Source organism: Caballeronia zhejiangensis (genome assembly GCF_022879815.1).
Lineage (GTDB): Bacteria > Pseudomonadota > Gammaproteobacteria > Burkholderiales > Burkholderiaceae > Caballeronia > Caballeronia zhejiangensis.
In genome coordinates, this window is sequence record NZ_CP084283.1 from 1,359,108 (window position 1) to 1,377,939 (window position 18,832).

The 18,832-nt window shown below is 63.0% G+C and carries 16 protein-coding genes; 4 read left to right on the forward strand and 12 right to left on the reverse strand.

Annotated elements, in window-relative coordinates; translation table 11 throughout:
- Positions 1–33 precede the first annotated feature (33 nt).
- The 10 genes from LDZ23_RS06590 to LDZ23_RS06635 all read right to left on the reverse strand — a co-directional run bounded on the left by LDZ23_RS06590 (position 34) and on the right by LDZ23_RS06635 (position 10,869).
- Entirely contained in the window at positions 34–1,899 is a 1,866-nt protein-coding gene (locus tag LDZ23_RS06590; protein WP_244808054.1) for a PhoH family protein, read from the reverse strand.
- A gap of 398 nt (positions 1,900–2,297) precedes the next feature.
- On the reverse strand, positions 2,298–2,759 hold the full coding sequence (locus LDZ23_RS06595; protein WP_008349827.1) for a peroxiredoxin: 462 nt from the start codon (positions 2,757–2,759) through the stop codon (positions 2,298–2,300).
- Between the two features lie 71 nt (positions 2,760–2,830).
- Positions 2,831–3,727, reverse strand: coding sequence for a polysaccharide deacetylase family protein (locus LDZ23_RS06600; protein WP_244808055.1), 897 nt, complete (start codon positions 3,725–3,727; stop codon positions 2,831–2,833).
- Positions 3,728–3,736: 9 nt separating this feature from the next.
- The gene (locus LDZ23_RS06605; protein ID WP_008349823.1) at positions 3,737–4,783 is read right to left on the reverse strand and encodes a bifunctional UDP-4-keto-pentose/UDP-xylose synthase; all 1,047 of its coding nucleotides are present in this window, start codon (positions 4,781–4,783) and stop codon (positions 3,737–3,739) included.
- Entirely contained in the window at positions 4,780–5,766 is a 987-nt protein-coding gene (locus LDZ23_RS06610; RefSeq protein WP_008349821.1) for a formyltransferase, read from the reverse strand. The genes LDZ23_RS06605 and LDZ23_RS06610 overlap by 4 nt, the downstream gene beginning before the upstream one ends.
- On the reverse strand, positions 5,763–6,800 hold the full coding sequence (locus tag LDZ23_RS06615) for a glycosyltransferase (protein WP_008349819.1): 1,038 nt from the start codon (positions 6,798–6,800) through the stop codon (positions 5,763–5,765). The genes LDZ23_RS06610 and LDZ23_RS06615 overlap by 4 nt, the downstream gene beginning before the upstream one ends.
- Positions 6,801–6,829: 29 nt before the next feature.
- A complete protein-coding gene (locus tag LDZ23_RS06620; protein ID WP_244808056.1) occupies positions 6,830–7,987 on the reverse strand; it encodes a DegT/DnrJ/EryC1/StrS family aminotransferase in 1,158 nt (385 codons plus the stop codon).
- Positions 7,988–8,039: 52 nt separating this feature from the next.
- A complete protein-coding gene (locus LDZ23_RS06625) occupies positions 8,040–8,411 on the reverse strand; it encodes an SMR family transporter (protein ID WP_008349817.1) in 372 nt (123 codons plus the stop codon).
- Between the two features lie 97 nt (positions 8,412–8,508).
- A complete protein-coding gene (locus LDZ23_RS06630) occupies positions 8,509–10,182 on the reverse strand; it encodes a glycosyltransferase family 39 protein (RefSeq protein ID WP_244808118.1) in 1,674 nt (557 codons plus the stop codon).
- Between the two features lie 312 nt (positions 10,183–10,494).
- Positions 10,495–10,869, reverse strand: coding sequence for an Mth938-like domain-containing protein (locus LDZ23_RS06635; RefSeq protein WP_008349815.1), 375 nt, complete (start codon positions 10,867–10,869; stop codon positions 10,495–10,497).
- Between the two features lie 419 nt (positions 10,870–11,288).
- Between LDZ23_RS06635 and LDZ23_RS06640 the strand changes: the two genes are divergently transcribed.
- The 4 genes from LDZ23_RS06640 (at position 11,289) to LDZ23_RS06655 (ending at position 17,104) form a co-directional block, all read left to right on the forward strand.
- Positions 11,289–12,527, forward strand: a complete 1,239-nt coding sequence (locus LDZ23_RS06640; protein WP_244808057.1) for a pyridoxal phosphate-dependent aminotransferase — start codon at positions 11,289–11,291, stop codon at positions 12,525–12,527.
- 25 nt (positions 12,528–12,552) lie between these two features.
- Positions 12,553–13,875 (forward strand): homoserine dehydrogenase, encoded by a 1,323-nt coding sequence (locus LDZ23_RS06645; protein WP_244808058.1) that lies wholly within the window; start codon positions 12,553–12,555, stop codon positions 13,873–13,875.
- Positions 13,876–13,886: 11 nt separating this feature from the next.
- Positions 13,887–15,332 carry a threonine synthase gene (gene thrC / locus LDZ23_RS06650; RefSeq protein WP_175980110.1) on the forward strand — a complete coding sequence of 482 codons (1,446 nt, stop codon included), beginning with the start codon at positions 13,887–13,889 and terminating at the stop codon, positions 15,330–15,332.
- Between the two features lie 179 nt (positions 15,333–15,511).
- The gene (locus tag LDZ23_RS06655; protein WP_008349811.1) at positions 15,512–17,104 is read left to right on the forward strand and encodes an ABC-F family ATPase; all 1,593 of its coding nucleotides are present in this window, start codon (positions 15,512–15,514) and stop codon (positions 17,102–17,104) included.
- A gap of 69 nt (positions 17,105–17,173) precedes the next feature.
- Here LDZ23_RS06655 and LDZ23_RS06660 read toward each other — a convergent pair whose 3' ends face one another.
- Both LDZ23_RS06660 and LDZ23_RS06665 read right to left on the reverse strand, forming a co-directional pair.
- On the reverse strand, positions 17,174–17,377 hold the full coding sequence (locus LDZ23_RS06660) for a DUF1289 domain-containing protein (RefSeq protein WP_008349809.1): 204 nt from the start codon (positions 17,375–17,377) through the stop codon (positions 17,174–17,176).
- Positions 17,378–17,449: 72 nt separating this feature from the next.
- A complete protein-coding gene (locus tag LDZ23_RS06665) occupies positions 17,450–18,667 on the reverse strand; it encodes a phospholipase A (protein ID WP_244808059.1) in 1,218 nt (405 codons plus the stop codon).
- Between the last annotated feature and the right edge of the window lie 165 nt (positions 18,668–18,832).

Here is an 18,832-nt window from a genome sequence, read left to right on the forward strand (position 1 = left end):
CCGGGCCGTTTCATCGCGTTGAAAGCCGCGCGCTTACAGAATGTCGGACGCGTAATCGGCGAGGCGCGAACGCTCGCCGCGCGCGAGGGTCACATGACCGCTGTGCGTCCAGCCTTTGAAGCGATCGACGACATACGTGAGACCCGAACTGCCTTCGGTCAGGTACGGCGTGTCGATCTGCGCGATGTTGCCGAGGCACACGATCTTCGTGCCGGGGCCCGCGCGCGTGACGAGCGTTTTCATCTGCTTCGGCGTGAGATTCTGCGCCTCGTCGATGATCACGTACTTGTCGACGAACGTGCGTCCGCGCATGAAGTTCATGCTCTTCACCTTCAGACGCGAACGGATGAGCTCCTGCGTCGCGGCGCGGCCCCATTCGCCGGCGGCGTCATCGGTCTTCTGGAGGACTTCGAGGTTGTCGTCGAATGCGCCCATCCACGGCTGCATCTTCTCTTCCTCGGTGCCGGGCAGAAAGCCGATGTCCTCGCCGACCGGAACCGTCGCACGCGTCACGATGATCTCGTTGTAGCGCTTGTCGTCGAGCACTTGCGCAAGGCCCGCGGCGAGCGCCATCAGCGTCTTGCCGGTGCCGGCCTGACCCAGCAGCGTGACGAAATCGACTTCCGGGTTCATCAGCAGATTCAGCGCGAAGTTCTGCTCGCGGTTGCGCGCAGTGATGCCCCACACGTTGTTCTTGTGATGACCGTAGTCGCGCAGCGTCTGCAGGAGCGCGGTCTTGCCGTTGAGCTCGCGCACGACCGCATGGAACGACGGCTCGCCGTTCTGCGGCTCGAGATAGACGAACTCGTTGACGAGCATCGAAGGGCACAGCGGCCCGGTCACGCGGTAATACGTGGTGCCGGTCTTGGTGTCCTGCCAGCTCTCCATGCCCTTCGCGTGCTTGGTCCAGAAGTCCTGCGGCAGTGCGCGCACGCCGGAGTAGAGCAGATCCTTGTCTTCGAGAACCTGATCGTTGAAGTAGTCCTCGGCAGGCAGACCGAGCGCGTGCGCCTTGATGCGCATGTTGATGTCTTTCGACACCAGCACGACCTGGCGATCCGGCCGCTCCTTCTGCAGCGCGCGCACGACGCCGAGAATCTGGTTGTCCGCCTTGCCGACGGGCAGGCCTTCGACCGGCTCGATGTCCGTGAGCGTCGTCTGGAAGTAGAGGCGGCCGAGCGCGTCGCGATTGCCTTGCGCAGCGAGCGGAAGCCCTTCGGCCATCTTGCTGGCGTTGCCCGCGTGCGCGACGAGCGCATCGAGCGTCCGGCTCACCTGACGCGCGTTGCGCGCCACTTCCGACATGCCCTTCTTGTGGTTGTCGAGTTCTTCCAACGTCATCATCGGCAGATAGACGTCGTGTTCCTCGAAGCGGAAGAGCGAACTCGGGTCGTGCATCAGCACGTTGGTGTCGAGCACGAAGAGCTTGCGCAATTCGGCTTCGGCAGCCGTGCCCTTGCGACGTTTGTTCTGCGCGCGCGTATCGCGCGTCGTGGCCGAGACAGGTGCTTCGGTCGCGACGGGCGTTTCGGCGCGCTCCGTGCGCGCTTCGACTGCATCCGGCGTGGCGCGGGCGCCGGGCGTCGGCTGCAGGAGCGCGGCGGTCTGCTTCGATTTTCGGGCGCGCGTAGGGACGGTGCCCGGTGCGGGCGGCGGCACGACGGCTTCGACGTGCGGCTCGGCCGGAATCTGGGTCAGCACTTCGTTCGCGATCGAGCGCAGCGTGTGCGCGGCATTCGTGGCGGGACGCTCGGCGGCGACGGTCTCGACCGCGCCATAGGCGTCGTCATCGCTCGCCGCGGCTTGTTTTTTCGACTGCTTCGAAGGCCGGGCTTTGGCCTTGTATTCTTCAGCCGGAAGGAGATGGCCGAGCTTGGCCGGGGCGGTAGGCAAAGGCATGATGTTCCCTCGAAAGGAATCGGGTCGTGTATCGTGCGCCGCCTGTCGCATCCTGCTCGTACGCCCTCGAAGCGATACGAATCCTGCAGTTTGCGCCCGGAGGCGCGCTTCGTTGTCGAAATCGCCGGTTCGCCTAAGTTTCGATCTGCTCCTTGGAGGTTGCGTGCAACACGCCGCGCCCGAGCCGATGAAGCGTGGCTTTCGTGCGACGCCAAATGAAAAAGCCGCCGTTCCGACTACCGGAACCAGCGGCTGACTTCAGCTTCAGAGCGCCTTTCCCTTGCCGGATCCACATAGCCCGGGTCCATGCCCACCGTACCCACAGGCACACGGCGGCTTGCACTGGAACGAAGGAAATGGGGAAGGCAGGCGCTCATTGCGAACCAATATAACGTGCCTCAAATCGCTTGTACAGCCTCGACGATCGCCTCTACGTGGCCCGGCACCTTGACACCGCGAAACTCGCGTCGCAGCACGCCGTTTGCGTCGACGAGGAAGGTCGAGCGCTCCACGCCGCGCACTTCCTTGCCATACATCTTCTTCATTTTGATGACATCGAAGAGCGTGCAGATCGCTTCGTCAGCGTCCGAAACCAGCGTGTAAGGCAGCTCGAGCTTCGCCTTGAAGTTGTCGTGCGATTTCACGCTGTCGCGCGAGATGCCGATCACTTCCGCGCCGGCCGCCTTGAACTGATCGTAGTGGTCGCGAAATTGCAGGCTTTCGGTGGTGCAGCCGGGCGTGTTGTCCTTCGGATAGAAGAAGAGCACGACCTTTCTGCCGCGCAAGGAGGACAGGGTGAACTCGCCACCCGTCGCGGGTGCGGTGAAGTCGGGAACGGGCTGGTCGACTGCAACTGACACGTAGGTTTCTCCGGTCGTTCTGGTTTATCGGTGAGAAAAGCGAGGCGGGGAGAAAGCGGCCACGCGCCGCTTCAGCCCGGCTGGACGATCAGTTCGCCCGCGCGGCCCGGAATCTCGCCCCACGTCACAGGGTACGTGGGCAGCGACGCGCGGTCCAGCGCCGCATGGTAATCGCCCATCGTGGCAAAGCTGTGTCCCTGCGCGCGCCAGCCGGCGAGCAGTTGCTCGAACACCGGCGCGAGCTTCTGGCCTTCGAGTTCGGCGTGCAGCGTGAACACCTGATCGTGCGGATTGTTCGCCGTATTACGCAGCACGTGCGCCGCGACATTGCTTTCGTCGACGCCGTCGACGCCGAGCACTTCGTCGAGCGTCGGCAGCGTGGTCGGCATCTGGATGTGATTCAGCGTGCGGCCGTCGAGCACGGGAATATACGGCGTGTGGCCGCGCCCGTCGGATGCGTAGCGCATGCCCCACGCGTCGATCTGCTCGAACGCGTAGCCGTTCATCTGCCAGCCGGCGGCGCCGTGCGTGACGGGCGGTCCGCCGAAAATCTCGATGAAGCGCGCGTGGCTCTGCTGCATCTGCGCGACGGTCCAGTCGCGATCACGCCCGCGCACGTTGTCCTGCCAGTAGACGTGATCCCACGTATGGATGCCGCATTCGAAGCCGCCCTCGTGGATCGCACGCATTTCCGACACCGCTTCGCGGCCGATATCCGGCCCCGGCAGCAGCACGCCGTACATGAGCGTCTTCACGCCGTAATGCTCGACCACCGACGTGCGCGACACCTTCTTCAGAAAGCCGGGCCGCAAGACCCGCCGCAGCGCCCAGCCGGTGTGATCCGGGCCGAGACTGAAGAGGAACGTCGCGCGGGCGCTGTACTTGTCGAGGAGCCGCCCGAGGTTCGGCACGCCTTCGCGCGTGCCGCGCAGCGTATCGACGTCGATTTTCAGAACGATGCGAGCCACGCGCGCGCCTTACGCCTGTTCCACCAGCTTGCGGGCCTCGCCCACGTGGCCGCGGTACGCTTCGAAGATCTTGCGCAGCGCGTCGTCCATCGACGCTTGCGGCGCCCAGCCGAGTTCCTGCATCGTGTTGTCGATCTTCGGCACGCGGTTCTGCACGTCCTGATAGCCGTTGCCGTAGTACGCGCCCGACGACGTCTCGACCAGTTGCACCTGCTTCGCGCTGTCCGAGTACTCGGGGAATTCGTTTGCGAGCGCGAGCATCTTGTTCGCGAGTTCGCGGACCGAGAAGTTGTTCGTCGGATTGCCGATGTTGTAGATCTTGCCCGACGCCACGCCGCCCTTGTTTTCGATGATCTTCATCAGCGCGCCGATGCCGTCGTCGATGTCGGTGAACGCGCGTTTTTGCGCGCCGCCGTCGACGAGACTGATGTTTTCGCCGCGCACGATATGCCCGAGGAACTGCGTCACGACGCGCGACGAACCTTCCTTCGGCGTGTAGATCGAGTCGAGGCCCGGGCCGATCCAGTTGAACGGACGGAAGAGGGTGAAGTTGAGACCCTCCATGCCATAGCCCCAGATCACGCGGTCCATGAGTTGCTTGGAGCACGCGTAGATCCAGCGCGGCTTGTTGATCGGGCCGTAGGAAAGCACGGAGTTTTCCGGATCGAACTGCTCGTCGGTGCACATGCCGTACACCTCGGACGTCGACGGAAACACCAGATGCTTGCCGTACTTCACGGCCGAACGCACGATCGGCAGATTCGCCTCGAAGTCGAGCTCGAACACGCGCAGCGGCTGCTTCACGTACGTGGCGGGCGTGGCGATCGCGACGAGCGGCAGGATCACGTCGCACTTCTTCACGTGATACTCGACCCACTCCTTGTTGATCGTGATGTCGCCCTCGAAGAAATGCATCCGCTCGTGATTCGCGAGGTCGCCCAGGCGATCGGTTTGCATGTCCATCCCGAAGACTTCCCAGTCGGTGGTTTCGAGGATGCGCTTGGACAGGTGATGGCCGATGAAGCCATTGACACCCAGGATCAGAACTTTTTTCATGAATGACGAGAGGATTGAATGATTCGGCCGAATTCGGAAGGATCGACGGTGCGTTCTTCGCCCGACGGTTGCGCGTCGGCGTTCAGGGGCCGGTGACGCAATTCGTGGATGGCGATGACGCGGCCATCGCCGCAGACGCCAAACAGCGCATTATCCGCCACGGTCAGGCCCGGGGGCAAACCCCGCAGCTCACGGAGTCTTTCGGGTGAAACGCCCGGCGCGCCCGTTTCGGGCACGAGCCGCGCCCGCGCGACGATGAAACGATCGGCGCCGATATCCGTGAACGCGCCCGGATACGGCGGTGCGACCGCGCGGATCAGGTTGTAGACACGCTGCGCCGGCTGCGACCAGTCGATGCGGCCGTCTTCCGGCTTGCGTCCGCCGTAATAGCTGCCCGCCGCGAGATCGTTCGGCAGATGCGGCGCTTCGCCGGCGAGCAAGGCGGGCAGCACGCGCCAGAGCGTCTGTTCGGCGGCAACGACGGTCTTGTCGAAGACTTGCGCTGCTGTGTCGTCGGGCAGGATGGGCACCGGCGTTTGCGCGAGGATCGCGCCTGCATCGGGTTTCGCGAGCATTTCATGCAGCGTCGCGCCGGCCTCGGTTTCGCCGTTGATGACGGCCCAGTTCGTCGGCACGCGGCCGCGATACTTGGGCAGAAGCGAGCCGTGCATGTTGTACGCGCCGCGCTTTGCGAGCGAAAGCAGCGAGACGGGCAGCATGTGCCGGTAGTAGAACGAGAAGACGAAGTCCGGCGCGATTTTCTCCACCGCGCCGAAAAGCTCGGGCGACTTTGGATCGGCAGGCGTGATCGTGTCGATGCCGTGTTCCGCCGCGACCTGCGCGACGCTGCCGAACCAGATGTTCTCGCTTGCGCTGTCTTCGTGCGTGACGACGAGCGCAACATCGACGCCGCGCGCGAGCAGCACCTGCAGACAGCGCACGCCGACGTTGTGATACGCGAAGACGACTGCGCGCGGCTTCATCGGTCGTCTTCCTCGCGCGTGACGGCGACCACTTGCTGCACGGCGTCCTGCAACGGCTTGGCGGCGACCGATACGCCGTCGCGCTGTTCGAGAATCGTCTGCACGAGATAGCGCGGCCGCGCGCGCACCTGCTGATAGATGCGCCCGATGTACTCGCCGAGCAGCCCGAGCGCGAAGATGATGACGCCGAGCATGAAGAACGTGATGGCGAAGAGGGTGAACACACCCTGGACTTCCGCGCCGAACATGAAGCGGCGAATCAACAGCAGCAGGAACAGGCCCGCCGAGCCGACCGACAGAATCACGCCGATGAACGACAGCCATTGCAGCGGCACGACCGAAAAGCCGGTAACGAGATCGAAGTTCAGGCGGATGAGGCTATAGAGCGAATACTTTGACTCGCCCGCGAACCGCTCCTCGTGTGCGACATCGACTTCGATCGGGTTTTGCGCGAAGGTGTACGCGAGCGCCGGAATGAACGTGTTGATCTCGCCGCAGCGATTGATCGTATCGATGATATGGCGGCTGTACGCGCGCAGCATGCAGCCCTGGTCCGTCATCTTGATCTTCGTGATGCGCTCGCGCAGGCGGTTCATCGCGCGCGACGCCTTCTTGCGCCACAGGCTGTCCTGCCGCTGCTGGCGAATCGTGCCGACGTAATCGTAGCCCTCGCGCATCTTCGCGACGAGCTTGCCGATTTCCTCGGGCGGATTCTGCAGGTCGGCATCGAGCGTGACGACGATCTCGCCGCGCGACTGTTCGAAGCCCGCGAGGATCGCCATGTGCTGGCCGTAATTGCCGTTGAGCAGAATGACGCGCGTGGTGTCGGGCCGCACGTGGAACTGCTGCGCGAGCAGCGCGGCCGACTTGTCGCGGCTGCCGTCGTTGATGAAGATCACCTCGTACGACGTGCCGAGCGCATCGAGCGCCGGATAGAGGCGCTGGAAAAGCGCGGCGAGGCCGTCCGCTTCGTTGTACACCGGGATGATCACCGAAAGCTCGGGGGACGTCGCCGGAAAATCGAAATGACTCATGTTGCGCTGATTGTCCTTGATGGTCCGTGTTACCCGTTGTGTCCGAACTGCTCGCAGATTTCGTCGATGGACCGGACGACATGCGTCACGTCGTCGGCGGTCATGCCCGGGAAGAGCGGCAGCGTCACGTTCGACGCGCCGTAATGCTCCGAATGCGGGTACATGCCTTCCTTGTAGCCACGCGCGCGATACAGCGTGAACAAGTGCAGCGCCGGGTAATGCACGCCGCTTCCGACGTTGCGCTCCTTCAGTTGCGCCATGAATTCCGCGCGCGTGAGCTTGAGCCTTTCGAGCGGCAGCGCGATCTGGAACATGTGCCAGTTGTGGTCCGTGAAGTTCTCGACCGGCAGACCCACGCCGAGCTCGACCGCCGCGCCGCCTTTGAAGGCATCGAAATAGAGGCGCGCAAGTTCGCGGCGCTGCTGCGTGAGGCTCTCGACGCGCCTCAACGAGCCGAGGCCGACGCGCGCCGCCACGTCCGTCAGGTTGTACTTGCCGCCGAGCACGTCGCAATCCATGCCGTCGAAGCCCGTGCGCGTAATGCCTTGCAGACGGTACTTGCGCGCGAGTTCCGCTTCGTCCTCGTTATTCATTACGAGCGCGCCGCCTTCGATCGACGTCACATTCTTGTTCGCGTGGAAGCTGAACGACACGATGTCGCCGATCGCGCCGATGCGCTGGCCTTTCCACGTCGAACCGAACGCCTGCGCGGCGTCTTCGATCACGCGCAGCTTGTGGGCGCGCGCGATCTCGTAGAGCTTGTCCATGTCGACGGGCAGGCCGGCCAGATAGACGGGCATCAGCGCCTTGGTGCGCGGCGTGATTGCGCGTTCGAGCAGATTCAGGTCGATGTTGCGCGTGACCGGATCGATATCGACGAACACCGGCGTCGCGCCGACTTCGAGGATCACGTTCGCGGTCGACACCCAGGTCATCGGCGTGGTGATGACTTCGTCGCCGGGGCCGACGCCCGCGATGCGCAAGCCGATTTCCATCGTGCAGGTGCCCGAGTTGAAGGCGCGCACCGGGCGGCCGCCTACGTACGCCGACAACTCCGCCTCGAACTGCTGATTCTGCGGGCCGGTCGTGATCCAGCCCGAGCGCAGCACGTCGACGACGCCCTGAATGGTTTCTTCGTCGATATCGGGCTTCACGAAGGGCAGGAACGGCCGCGTTGTTTGAGTCATGGACTATGCGTTTAAAAAATGAATTGATCCGGCGGACGCTTCGGTCCGGCAACTAGCCGCGCGCGAGCACCACGACGCCGACCAGAATGATGCCGATGCCGATGAGCCGCTGCATCGACAGCACTTCGCCGAACAGGTACCACGCGGCGAACGCGTTGACGACGTAGCCGAGCGAGAGCATCGGATAGGCGATCGACACGTCCACGCGCGACAGCCCGACGATCCACACGACGACGCTCAGCACATAACAGGCAAGCCCGCCGATGATCGGCCACTGCGTCGCGATCTTGATGCCGACCGGCAGAATGTTGGCGGGCGTCATGTCGAAATGGCCCACCGCGTTCACGCCGGCTTTGAGCAGGAGCTGGGCGCATGCGTTCAACGATACGCCGATGACGATGCAAATAAAGGAGATCGGGTTCATCGCGCGTTTTTCAAATGCGGAACAAGGATACTCGGTTCATCGCGAAATGCCGAACGATCGTGCAGCGCAGCATCGCGACCGGGAGGAAAACGCGCGCTCACGGCTGCGGTTTCTCCACGATCACGCGGCGCTCGTCGCGGGCGATCACCTGCATGGGCACGTGGCGTGCCATGAGCTCGTCGTAGCGTGCGGGCGGCATCAGCGCGAACGCGTAGCGCTCCGAATCCCACAGCCTGACCCATTCGTCGACGCTCGGCACCCATTTTTGCGGCTCGGTCTGTACGCCGAAGGTCAGCTCGTCGGCTTCGCCGACCATGATCATCGTGTGGCCGAGGTAGAAGGGCATCGTGTGGTCGAGCTTCGCGATCGAGTAAAACGGCGTGTCGGGCGGGAGCTTGGCCATCGCGGCCTTCACGGCCGGCACGAGCCGCACGCCGGAACTCTGCGTGCCGAAGACATCGTGACCGGAGCCCGCGATCGTGCCCAGCAGCAGCCAGGCCGCGCCTAGTCCCGTCGCGCCCGCGAGCACGCTGCGCCGGTTCAGCCAGAGCGCGAATATCGTCACGACGAAAGCGACGGCGAGGCCCGCGTACACCCAGATCTGGAACTCGCGATAAAGCGCGTTAGGCGTGTTGGCGCTGCCCGCGCGGCCGAGGAAAATCGCTCCGAAGGCCGCGGCGATCAGAAATACCGCATAGCCGATCAGATGCATGCGGTACTGCGATTTCGTCAGCGAGGGCAAATACAGCCCGATGACGAGCGCGAGCGCCGGCGCGATCGGCAGCACGTACGAAATGAGCTTCGAATGCGACGCGCTGAAGAACAGGAAAATGAACGCGGACCAGATCAGCAGCATCGTGACCGGCGCGAAGCCGTTGGGCTGGCGTGGCGTCTTCAAGCCGTGGCGCACGCTCTGTAAGGCGATCGACAGCCACGGCAGAAAACCCACGATCAGAACCGGCACGAAGTAATAGAACGCGCCGGGGCGGTTCTGCTCGGGCGTCAGATAGCGCTTGAACTGCTGGACGATGAAGAAGAAGTCGAAGAACTCCGGGTTCTTCATCTGCACGAGCGCGAACCACGGGCCGGTCACGATCAGGAATACGATCAGCCCACTGCCGATATAGAGCCGCTTCCAGAGCGCCCAGTCGCGCGACACGAGTGAATACAGAACGAGCACGGCGCCCGGCAGGATCAGGCCGACGAGACCCTTCGACAGCACCGCGGCGCCCATGCCGGCCCAGCAGAGCCACATCCAGAGACGCACTTCGCGGGTCGGCAGTCCGGGGCGCTGGGCGAGCAGGAGCGCGCAGAGGGTCAGCTCCATCCAGAACGACAGGCCCATGTCGAGCGCGTTGAAGTGGCCCATCAGGTTCCAGTACGGGCACGTCGCGAGGATGACCGCGGCGGCGAAGCCCGTCATCGCGTTGAATACGCGCGTGCCGGTATAGCCGACGAGCAGCACGCCCAGAAAGCCCGTGAGCGCCGTATAAAGGCGCGCCTGCCATTCGCCGATGCCGAACCACGCAAAGGTAAGGGCATTCGCCCACGTTTGCAGGGGCGGCTTTTCGAAATACTTGTAGCCGTTGTAGCGCGGCGTGATCCAGTCGCCGGTCACGAACATCTCGCGCGCCATTTCGGCGTAACGGCCTTCGTCGCTGGGCACGAGATGACGATACCCGAGCGGCGCGAACCAGATGATCGCGAGTGCGAGTACCAGAAGAATGAGCGAAAGACGCGTGAGCGGTAGCCGGGTAGGCGTATCGTTCATGAAGTCGACCTGTCCGATGCCGCGATGCGCGGCGCTAATGAAACGAATTGAGCGATGAATGCGCGCCGCGCGAGGATGCAACTCGTGCATGCTCAGGCACGCATTGTCGATGCGAGTTCGCACGTTCGAGCGCGCGCTGCGCACTTGTCCGACGTCGAAACGCCCGGCGTAACGACGATGCCGGGCGGAAGTGTAGCGCACGGCCGACCGGCATCCGTCAAAATTGACGACTGGCAAGCGACGGCTGCTGCCGATATCGGACGGGCGGCGGGAGTCTGCCAACGCTTCCTTAGCGCCGCCTTAGCGATCCCCTCAGGCTTCGATCAGCAGTGCGGCGGCCACGCGCCGGCCTTCGGACATCAGTATGTTGTAGGTGCGGCAGGCCGCGCCGAAATCCATCGTTTCGACGCCGATGCGGTGTTTCGCCAGTTGCGCGGTGAGGCGCGGATGCGGAAAGCGCAGCCGCGACCCGCTGCCGAAAATGACGACTTCCGGCGCGGCCTCGACGAGCGCATCGAAATCCTCGGGCTTGAGCGCATCGAACGACGACACCGGCCACGCCGCGACGGGCGTCTGCGGCATGACGATCACGCTGCCTTCGTGCCTTTCGAGATTGATCGCCACGAAACCGTCTCCGTAGCTCGTGATGGTATTGAGCGCGCTGGTGGAATCCTGGTGCAGTTTCAAAACAATGATCCGGCAAGGAAAAGGAGAGAGGCCCGGCGGGCGCGCGCAGCGCCGTTTGCGCCGGTTCCGGCGCATTCGATTGGTGCATTGCGGAACTGGGCCATAATCAGTAAATTATAACTTTTTGGCTGCCGGGCTCGCTCGTGCGCCACCCGTTGCGCTCGCGTGCCGCCACAAGCCGCCTTCGACACGCAATCCGGTCCGCATCGCCCATGCCTTACCTGGCGCGGCGTCTAAAATGCATCGTTCGGCGCTCGGGAAAAGCGGGCCGTCCGGGCGAGCCGCCATCGGCTTTCACCTCGGTATTTATTGCAACGCCCGTCCGCCGCGCGCGAGGCTGGCTGCCCCGAATTCCGAGCCGCACGCGACCGACATCACCAGAACCCGTCCGCATTCACATCAGACCCAGAGCGCCAGCCGTGAAACCGATTCTCAAATCCAACAAGCTGCAAAACGTCTGCTACGACATTCGCGGGCCCGTGCTCGAACACGCGAAGCGCCTCGAAGAAGAAGGCCATCGCATCATCAAGCTGAATATCGGCAATCTGGCGCCGTTCGGCTTCGAGGCGCCGGACGAGATCATTCAGGACATGATCCGCAATCTGCCGGGTTCGTCGGGCTATTCGGATTCGAAGGGCGTGTTCGCCGCGCGCAAGGCGATCATGCATTACACGCAGCAAAAGGGTGTGACGGGCGTCGAACTGGACGATATCTACATCGGCAATGGCGCGTCGGAACTGATCGTCATGGCGATGCAGGCGCTTCTCAACGACGGCGACGAAGTGCTCCTTCCGGCGCCGGACTATCCGCTATGGACGGCCGCGGTGAGCCTGTCGTCGGGCACGCCGCGCCACTACATGTGCGACGAGAGCAACGGCTGGATGCCCGATCTCGACGACATCCGCGCGAAAATCACGCCGAACACGAAGGCGCTCGTCGTCATCAACCCGAACAACCCCACAGGCGCGCTGTACTCCGACGAACTGCTGCGTGAACTGATCGCGATCGCGCGCGAGCGCGGTCTCATCATTTTCGCGGACGAGGTCTACGACAAGATCGTCTACGACGGCAAGACGCACACGTCGATGGCCGCGCTCTCCGAAGACGTCGTCACGGTCACGTTCAACAGCCTTTCGAAAAGTTACCGCTCGTGCGGGTATCGCGCGGGCTGGATGGCGATCTCCGGGCTGATCGAAGAGAACCGCCGCCGCGCGAAGGATTATCTCGAAGGCCTCGGCATTCTCGCGTCGATGCGCCTGTGCCCGAACGTACCCGGCCAGTATGCGATCCAGACGGCGCTCGGCGGCTATCAGAGCATCAACGACCTGATCGTCCCGAGCGGGCGCCTCTTCAAGCAGCGCGAACTCGCGTACGACATGCTCACGGCGATTCCGGGCGTCACGTGCGTGAAGCCGCAAGCCGCGCTCTACATGTTCCCGAAGCTCGATCCGAAGATGTATCCGATCCAGGACGACCAGCAGTTCATCACGGATCTGCTGCTCGAGGAGCGCGTGCTGCTCGTGCAAGGCACCGGCTTCAACTGGCCGACGCCGGATCACTTCCGCGTGGTTTTCCTGCCGAACGTCGACGATCTCGCGGATTCGATCAACCGCATCGCGCGCTTCCTCGACGGCTATCGCAAACGACATTCCGCTTAATCTCTCTTTTAAAGACTCGCGCTGCATGGAACCGATCAAAGTAGGACTCTTGGGCTTCGGCACGGTCGGCAGCGGCACCTTCACGGTGCTGCGCCGTAACCAGGAAGAAATCAAACGACGCGCGGGACGCGGCATCGAAATTTCGCGTGTCGCCGTGCGTACGACGGCGAAGGCCGAAGCGGCGAAGCAGGAAGGCATCGCGGTGACGGACGACTTCAACGCGGTCGTCGACGATCCTTCCATCGCCATCGTGTGCGAAATGATCGGCGGCACGGGCTTCGCGCGCGAACTGGTGCTGCGCGCGATCGCGAACGGCAAGCATGTCGTGACGGCCAACAAGGCGCTGCTCGCGGTGCACGGCACGGAAATTTTCGAGGCCGCGCGCGCGAAGGGCGTGATGGTCGCGTTCGAGGCCGCGGTGGCGGGCGGCATTCCGATCATCAAGGCGCTGCGCGAAGGGCTGACGGCGAACCGCATCGAGTACATCGCGGGCATCATCAACGGCACGACGAACTACATTCTTTCGGAAATGCGTGACCGCGGGCTCGACTTCGCGACCGCATTGAAGGCCGCGCAGGAACTGGGTTACGCCGAAGCCGATCCGACTTTCGACATCGAAGGCGTCGATGCCGCGCACAAGGTCACGATCATGAGCGCAATCGCGTTCGGCGTGCCGGTGCAGTTCGATCGCGCGTATGTGGAAGGCATCAGCAAGCTGGCCGCGATCGACATTCGTTACGCGGAAGATCTCGGCTATCGCATCAAGCTGCTCGGCATCGCGCGGCGCTCGGAGAAGGGCATCGAGCTGCGCACGCATCCGACGCTCGTTCCGGCCAAGCGCCTGCTCGCCAATGTGGAAGGCGCGATGAACGCGGTCGTCGTGCACGGCGACGCGGTCGGCACGACGCTCTACTACGGCAAGGGCGCGGGCGCGGAGCCGACGGCGTCCGCCGTGGTCGCCGATCTCGTCGACGTGACGCGCCTGCATACGGCCGATCCCGAGCATCGCGTGCCGCATCTGGCGTTCCAGCCGGACAGCCTGTCGAACACGCCAATCCTGCCGATCGACGAAGTGACGAGCGGCTACTACTTGCGCCTGCGCGTCGCGGACGTGACGGGCGTGCTCGCGAACATCACGCGCATTCTCGCGGACAAGGGCATCTCCATCGACGCGCTGCTGCAGAAGGAATCGGAAGAAGTCGACGGCGCGAACAAGGGCGAGACCGACATCATCCTCATCACGCACGAGACGCTCGAAATGAACGTGAACGCGGCGATCGCGCAGATCGAGGCGCTGTCCACGGTCGTCTCCAAGGTGACGAAGCTGCGCATGGAAGCGCTCAACTAAAGGCAAGCACGATGAACTACATTTCGACGCGCGGCGCCGGCACCGACGAGCGCCACACGTTCTCCGACATTCTGCTGGGCGGCCTCGCCAAAGACGGCGGCCTGTATCTGCCGGCGGAGTATCCGAAAGTCAGCGCCGACGAACTCGCGCGCTGGCGCACGCTGTCGTACGCGGATCTCGCATTCGAAGTGCTGTCGAAGTTCAGCGACGACATTCCTGCCGACGACCTGCGCTCGCTTACGCGCAAGACGTACACCGCGCAGGTGTACAGCAACGTGCGCCACGAAGAGAGCGCGGTTCAGATCACGCCTTTGAAGACGCTCGGCGAGGAAAACGGCACGACGCTGTCGCTGCTGGAACTCTCGAACGGCCCGACGCTCGCCTTCAAGGACATGGCGATGCAACTGCTCGGCAATCTGTTCGAGTACGCACTGGCCAAGCACGGCGATGAATTGAACATCCTCGGTGCGACCTCGGGCGACACCGGCAGCGCCGCCGAATACGCGATGCGCGGCAAGACCGGCGTGCGCGTGTTCATGCTCTCGCCGCACAAGAAGATGAGCGCGTTCCAGACCGCGCAGATGTTCTCGCTGCAGGATCCGAACATCTTCAATCTGGCGGTCGAAGGCAACTTCGATAACTGCCAGGACATCGTCAAGGCCGTGTCGAACGATCACGCGTACAAGGCGAAGCACAAGATCGGCACGGTCAATTCGATCAACTGGGCGCGCGTCGTCGCGCAGGTCGTGTACTACTTCAAAGGCTATTTCGCCGCGACGAAGAGCAACGACGAACGCGTGTCGTTCACGGTGCCCTCGGGCAATTTCGGCAATGTGTGCGCGGGGCACATCGCGCGCATGATGGGCCTGCCGATCGATCAACTCGTCGTCGCGACCAACGAAAACGACGTGCTCGACGAGTTCTTCAAGACCGGCGTGTATCGCGTGCGCGGCGCGGCGGAGACGTATCACACGACGAGCCCGAGCATGGATATCTCGAAGGCGTCGAACTTCGAGCGTTTCGTGTACGACCTGCTCGGACGCGATCCGGCGCGCGTGCTGCAACTGTTCCGCGACGTCGAAGAGAAGGGCGGCTTCGACCTCGCGGTGAGCGGCGATTTCGCGCGCGTGAAGGAATTCGGATTTGTGTCGGGCAAGAGCGGCCACGACGACCGCGTGAAGACGATCCGCGACGTATTCGAGCGCTATCACACGATGATCGACACGCACACCGCCGACGGCGTGAAGGTCGCGCGCGAAAATCTGAAGCCCGGCGTGCCGATGATCGTCCTCGAAACCGCGCAGCCGATCAAATTCGGCGAGACGATCCGCGAGGCGCTCAATCGCGAGCCCGAGCGGCCGGCTGCGTTCGTCGGACTTGAAAAACTGCCACAAAGGTTCGATATCGTTCCTGCCGATGCTGGCGTCGTGAAGGCGTTCATCGCCGAGCGCACGTAACAGGATCGTCATCGGGATGAACGGGGCGCGGCTGCACGGCCGCGCCCCGTTTTTTTATGATGCGGCACGAAATCCGCCGCCCGAGCCAGCTTCGCAGAATCGCCGCTCGCGGGCAAAAGCCCGCCAAAAGCTGTTAAAATCTCAGGTTTTTCGTCGTACCCCATTCAAAAGGACGCGCCGTGCTGTCTACCGCCAATATCACCATGCAATTCGGGCCCAAGCCCCTCTTCGAGAACATCTCGGTCAAGTTCGGCGAAGGCAACCGCTATGGCTTGATCGGCGCCAACGGCTGCGGCAAGTCGACCTTCATGAAGATCCTGGGCGGCGATCTCGAGCCGTCCTCGGGCAACGTCATGCTGGAGCCGAACGTGCGTCTCGGCAAATTGCGCCAGGACCAGTTCGCGTACGAAGACATGCGCGTACTCGACGTCGTCATGATGGGTCACACCGAAATGTGGGCCGCGATGACCGAGCGCGACGCGATCTACGCCAACCCCGACGCCACCGACGACGACTACATGCGCGCCGCCGACCTCGAAGCCAAGTTCGCCGAATACGACGGCTACACGGCCGAAGCGCGCGCGGGCGAACTGCTGCTCGGCATCGGCATCAACATCAACGATCACAATGGCCCGATGAGCAACGTCGCGCCGGGCTGGAAGCTGCGCGTGCTGCTCGCGCAGGCGCTGTTCTCGAAGCCCGACGTGCTGCTGCTCGACGAGCCGACCAACAACCTCGACATCAACTCGATCCGTTGGCTGGAAGACGTGCTGAACCAGTACAACTCGACGATGATCATCATCTCCCACGATCGTCACTTTCTGAACCAGGTCTGCACGCATATGGCGGACATGGACTACGGCACGCTGAAGGTCTGGCCGGGCAATTACGACGACTACATGCTGGCGTCGACGCAGGCGCGCGAGCGTCAGCAGGCCGCGAACCAGAAGGCGAAGGAGCGCGTGGCCGACCTGCAGGACTTCGTGCGCCGCTTCTCGGCGAACAAGTCGAAGGCGCGTCAGGCGACCAGCCGTCTGAAGATGATCGACAAGATCAAGATCGAGGAATTCAAGCCGTCGTCGCGTCAGAATCCGTTCATCCGCTTCGAGTACGAGAAGAAGCTGCACAACATCGCGGTGGTCGCGGAAGAAATCACGAAGAAGTACGACCGCACGATCTTCCAGAACTTTTCGCTCTCGGTGCAGCCGGGCGAGCGTATCGCGATCATCGGCGAGAACGGCGCGGGCAAGACGACGCTGCTCAAGTCGCTCAAGGGCGCGCTCGAACTCGATCACGGCACGGTGAAGTGGGCGGAAAACGCCAACGTCGGCTATATGCCGCAGGACACGTACGAAGAGTTTCCGAAGGACGAGACGCTGACCGAGTGGATCGACCAGTATCGCAAGGAGGGCGACGACGAGCAGATGATGCGCGGCACGCTCGGCCGTCTGCTCTTCAACGCGGACGATATCAAGAAGAACGTGAAGGTGCTGTCGGGCGGCGAAAAGGGCCGCATGATCTGGGGCAAGCTGATGCTCGGCCGCCACAACGTTCTGCTGATGGACGAGCCGACCAACCACATGGACATGGAGTCGATCGAGTCGCTGCAGATCGCGCTGGAGAAGTTCGAAGGCACGCTGATCTTCGTGTCGCACGACCGCGAGTTCGTGAGCGGGCTGGCGAATCGCATCATCGAAGTGAAGACGGATGGCACGCTGCGCGACTTCGGCGGGAATTACGAAGATTTTCTGGCGAGCCAGGGGATTCAGTAATCACCGGCTTCGCGCTCGCGCTGAAACAAGCGGCCCGCCTCGAAAGAGCGGGCCGTTTTTACATGCCGGTCAAAGCCTGTCGTTGCGAAACCGCATCGCCGTTCCTTCGCGCGTAATGCGCTCCCAGATCGCGCGTTTTTCGTCGTCGTTCAGAAACACCCAGTTGGACACTTCGCCGGCCGTGCGGCCGCAGCCTTTGCAGACGTCGTCGAAGAGCGTGGAGCACACGCCGATGCAGGGGCTATCAGGCAGATCGTGAAGATTCGAAGACATTGGGCTAGCTCGTGACCGCATCGGCGCCGAACAAAAAGGGCGGCAACGCGGCATTCAAAATCGTAAAAAAACTCAACGCGCGATACTGTAGCCTATCCGCGCGATCCAGTGATGCCGCTGGTTGTAATCGAGGATGTCCTCGCCGTACCCGTTGAAGTAGCTCACGAACAGATAGCCGCCCCACGCGCTGCCGATCAGCTTCGCGAGCGGATAGGTCAACTGCGATTCCACGCTGCCGTACCAGTGCTTCGTGCCTTTGCGTAATGTCGTCGCGAGTTGCCAGCCGTCCGGGCTGCCGTATTTCACGAGGAAATCGACGTAGCCGCGATAATCCGCGATGTCCTCGTTGCCCGCCTTCGACAGGTAGTAATAGAACTTCGGCGAGAGCGTCAGGTGATTGCCGTTCAGATCGCCGAAATCCCATGTCGGGCGCACGAACGCGATGTTGATCGAGCGCGATTCGTCGCCGCTCTTGCCGTTCGATTCATGCCCGATGCCCGCCGCGACGCCCATGCGCGTGAAGAGCGCGCTTTTCCAGCCGGTGTCCTCCACGTAATAGAACAGTTGCGGCTGAAAGCTGATGTCGCGAAACGGCACCGATTCGGCCGAGAGATTCCAAATGGCCGTCTGCGTGTAGCCGAAATAGAGGTTGTCGAGGAAGCCGCGCGAGCGGGGATCGTCAGGCAGATGCAGGCGATATTTGAAGCTGAACTGGAATTTCGCGAGATTGTCGCCGTTTTTGCCATCCGCGAAATAGATCGGCTCGAACGTCGAGAAGCGGCCCGAGAGCAACGTGTCCGTGCTGGACGCCGGTTGGACGGCGGTATTCGCCGCGGCCGTCGCGACGGCGAGTTGGCCGGGCGTCGTCGCTTGCGACTCGGCCTTCTCCGCGGCGGCGACCTCGGTCTGCGTATCGCTGCGATTGAGCGTGACGAGCATCGGCGAAGCATCGAAGCCGACCGGATCGATCTTCACCGTCCCGCGCGCCGAATCGGGCCACGGCGCCGAAAAACGCACGCGGCGATACTGGCCGGGCGCAAGGCGCAGACGGTCCGGCACTGTCGGATCGCGTTCGAGCGTGAGCGGCGCCGGCGGCAAATCGCCATTGGTCAGATTCATGGTCAGTTGCTTCGGGACATCGACGGTCAGGGGTTTCGCGTCATCGTCGGTATAGAGGAGCGTCAGTTCGAGCGGTTGCGAGGCGGCGGCTTCGCGCGCGGGTTGCAGCACGGCGACGGTCGCGCGCGTAGCGCCGCTTGTGCAAAGGCCGGCAAGAAGAAGCGCGAACATGCGTGCGCGGCCGGCAGAGCGGCGGGAATTTTTCAGCGAAATCGATCGTGGGCCGTGGGCCATGTAGTTCGTGTCCTGTTGGGGCGGGGCGGGCATCAGGACAGTCTGACAGCGCGAGCCGCGCCGCGATCCCGACATTCCAGACGAAATGGCATCGAAACCGGT

Excerpts from the sequence above, each read along its gene's own strand:
- LDZ23_RS06590 (WP_244808054.1), bottom strand. The coding sequence starts at position 1,899 with ATGCCTTTGCCTACCGCCCCGGCCAAGCTCGGCCATCTCCTTCCGGCT.
- LDZ23_RS06605 (WP_008349823.1), bottom strand. The coding sequence starts at position 4,783 with ATGAAAAAAGTTCTGATCCTGGGTGTCAATGGCTTCATCGGCCATCAC.
- LDZ23_RS06610 (WP_008349821.1), bottom strand. The coding sequence starts at position 5,766 with ATGAAGCCGCGCGCAGTCGTCTTCGCGTATCACAACGTCGGCGTGCGC.
- LDZ23_RS06615 (WP_008349819.1), bottom strand. The coding sequence starts at position 6,800 with ATGAGTCATTTCGATTTTCCGGCGACGTCCCCCGAGCTTTCGGTGATC.
- LDZ23_RS06620 (WP_244808056.1), bottom strand. The coding sequence starts at position 7,987 with ATGACTCAAACAACGCGGCCGTTCCTGCCCTTCGTGAAGCCCGATATC.
- LDZ23_RS06625 (WP_008349817.1), bottom strand. The coding sequence starts at position 8,411 with ATGAACCCGATCTCCTTTATTTGCATCGTCATCGGCGTATCGTTGAAC.
- LDZ23_RS06630 (WP_244808118.1), bottom strand. The coding sequence starts at position 10,182 with ATGAACGATACGCCTACCCGGCTACCGCTCACGCGTCTTTCGCTCATT.
- LDZ23_RS06645 (WP_244808058.1), top strand. The coding sequence starts at position 12,553 with ATGGAACCGATCAAAGTAGGACTCTTGGGCTTCGGCACGGTCGGCAGC.
- thrC (WP_175980110.1), top strand. The coding sequence starts at position 13,887 with ATGAACTACATTTCGACGCGCGGCGCCGGCACCGACGAGCGCCACACG.
- LDZ23_RS06660 (WP_008349809.1), bottom strand. The coding sequence starts at position 17,377 with ATGTCTTCGAATCTTCACGATCTGCCTGATAGCCCCTGCATCGGCGTG.
- LDZ23_RS06665 (WP_244808059.1), bottom strand. The coding sequence starts at position 18,667 with ATGTTCGCGCTTCTTCTTGCCGGCCTTTGCACAAGCGGCGCTACGCGC.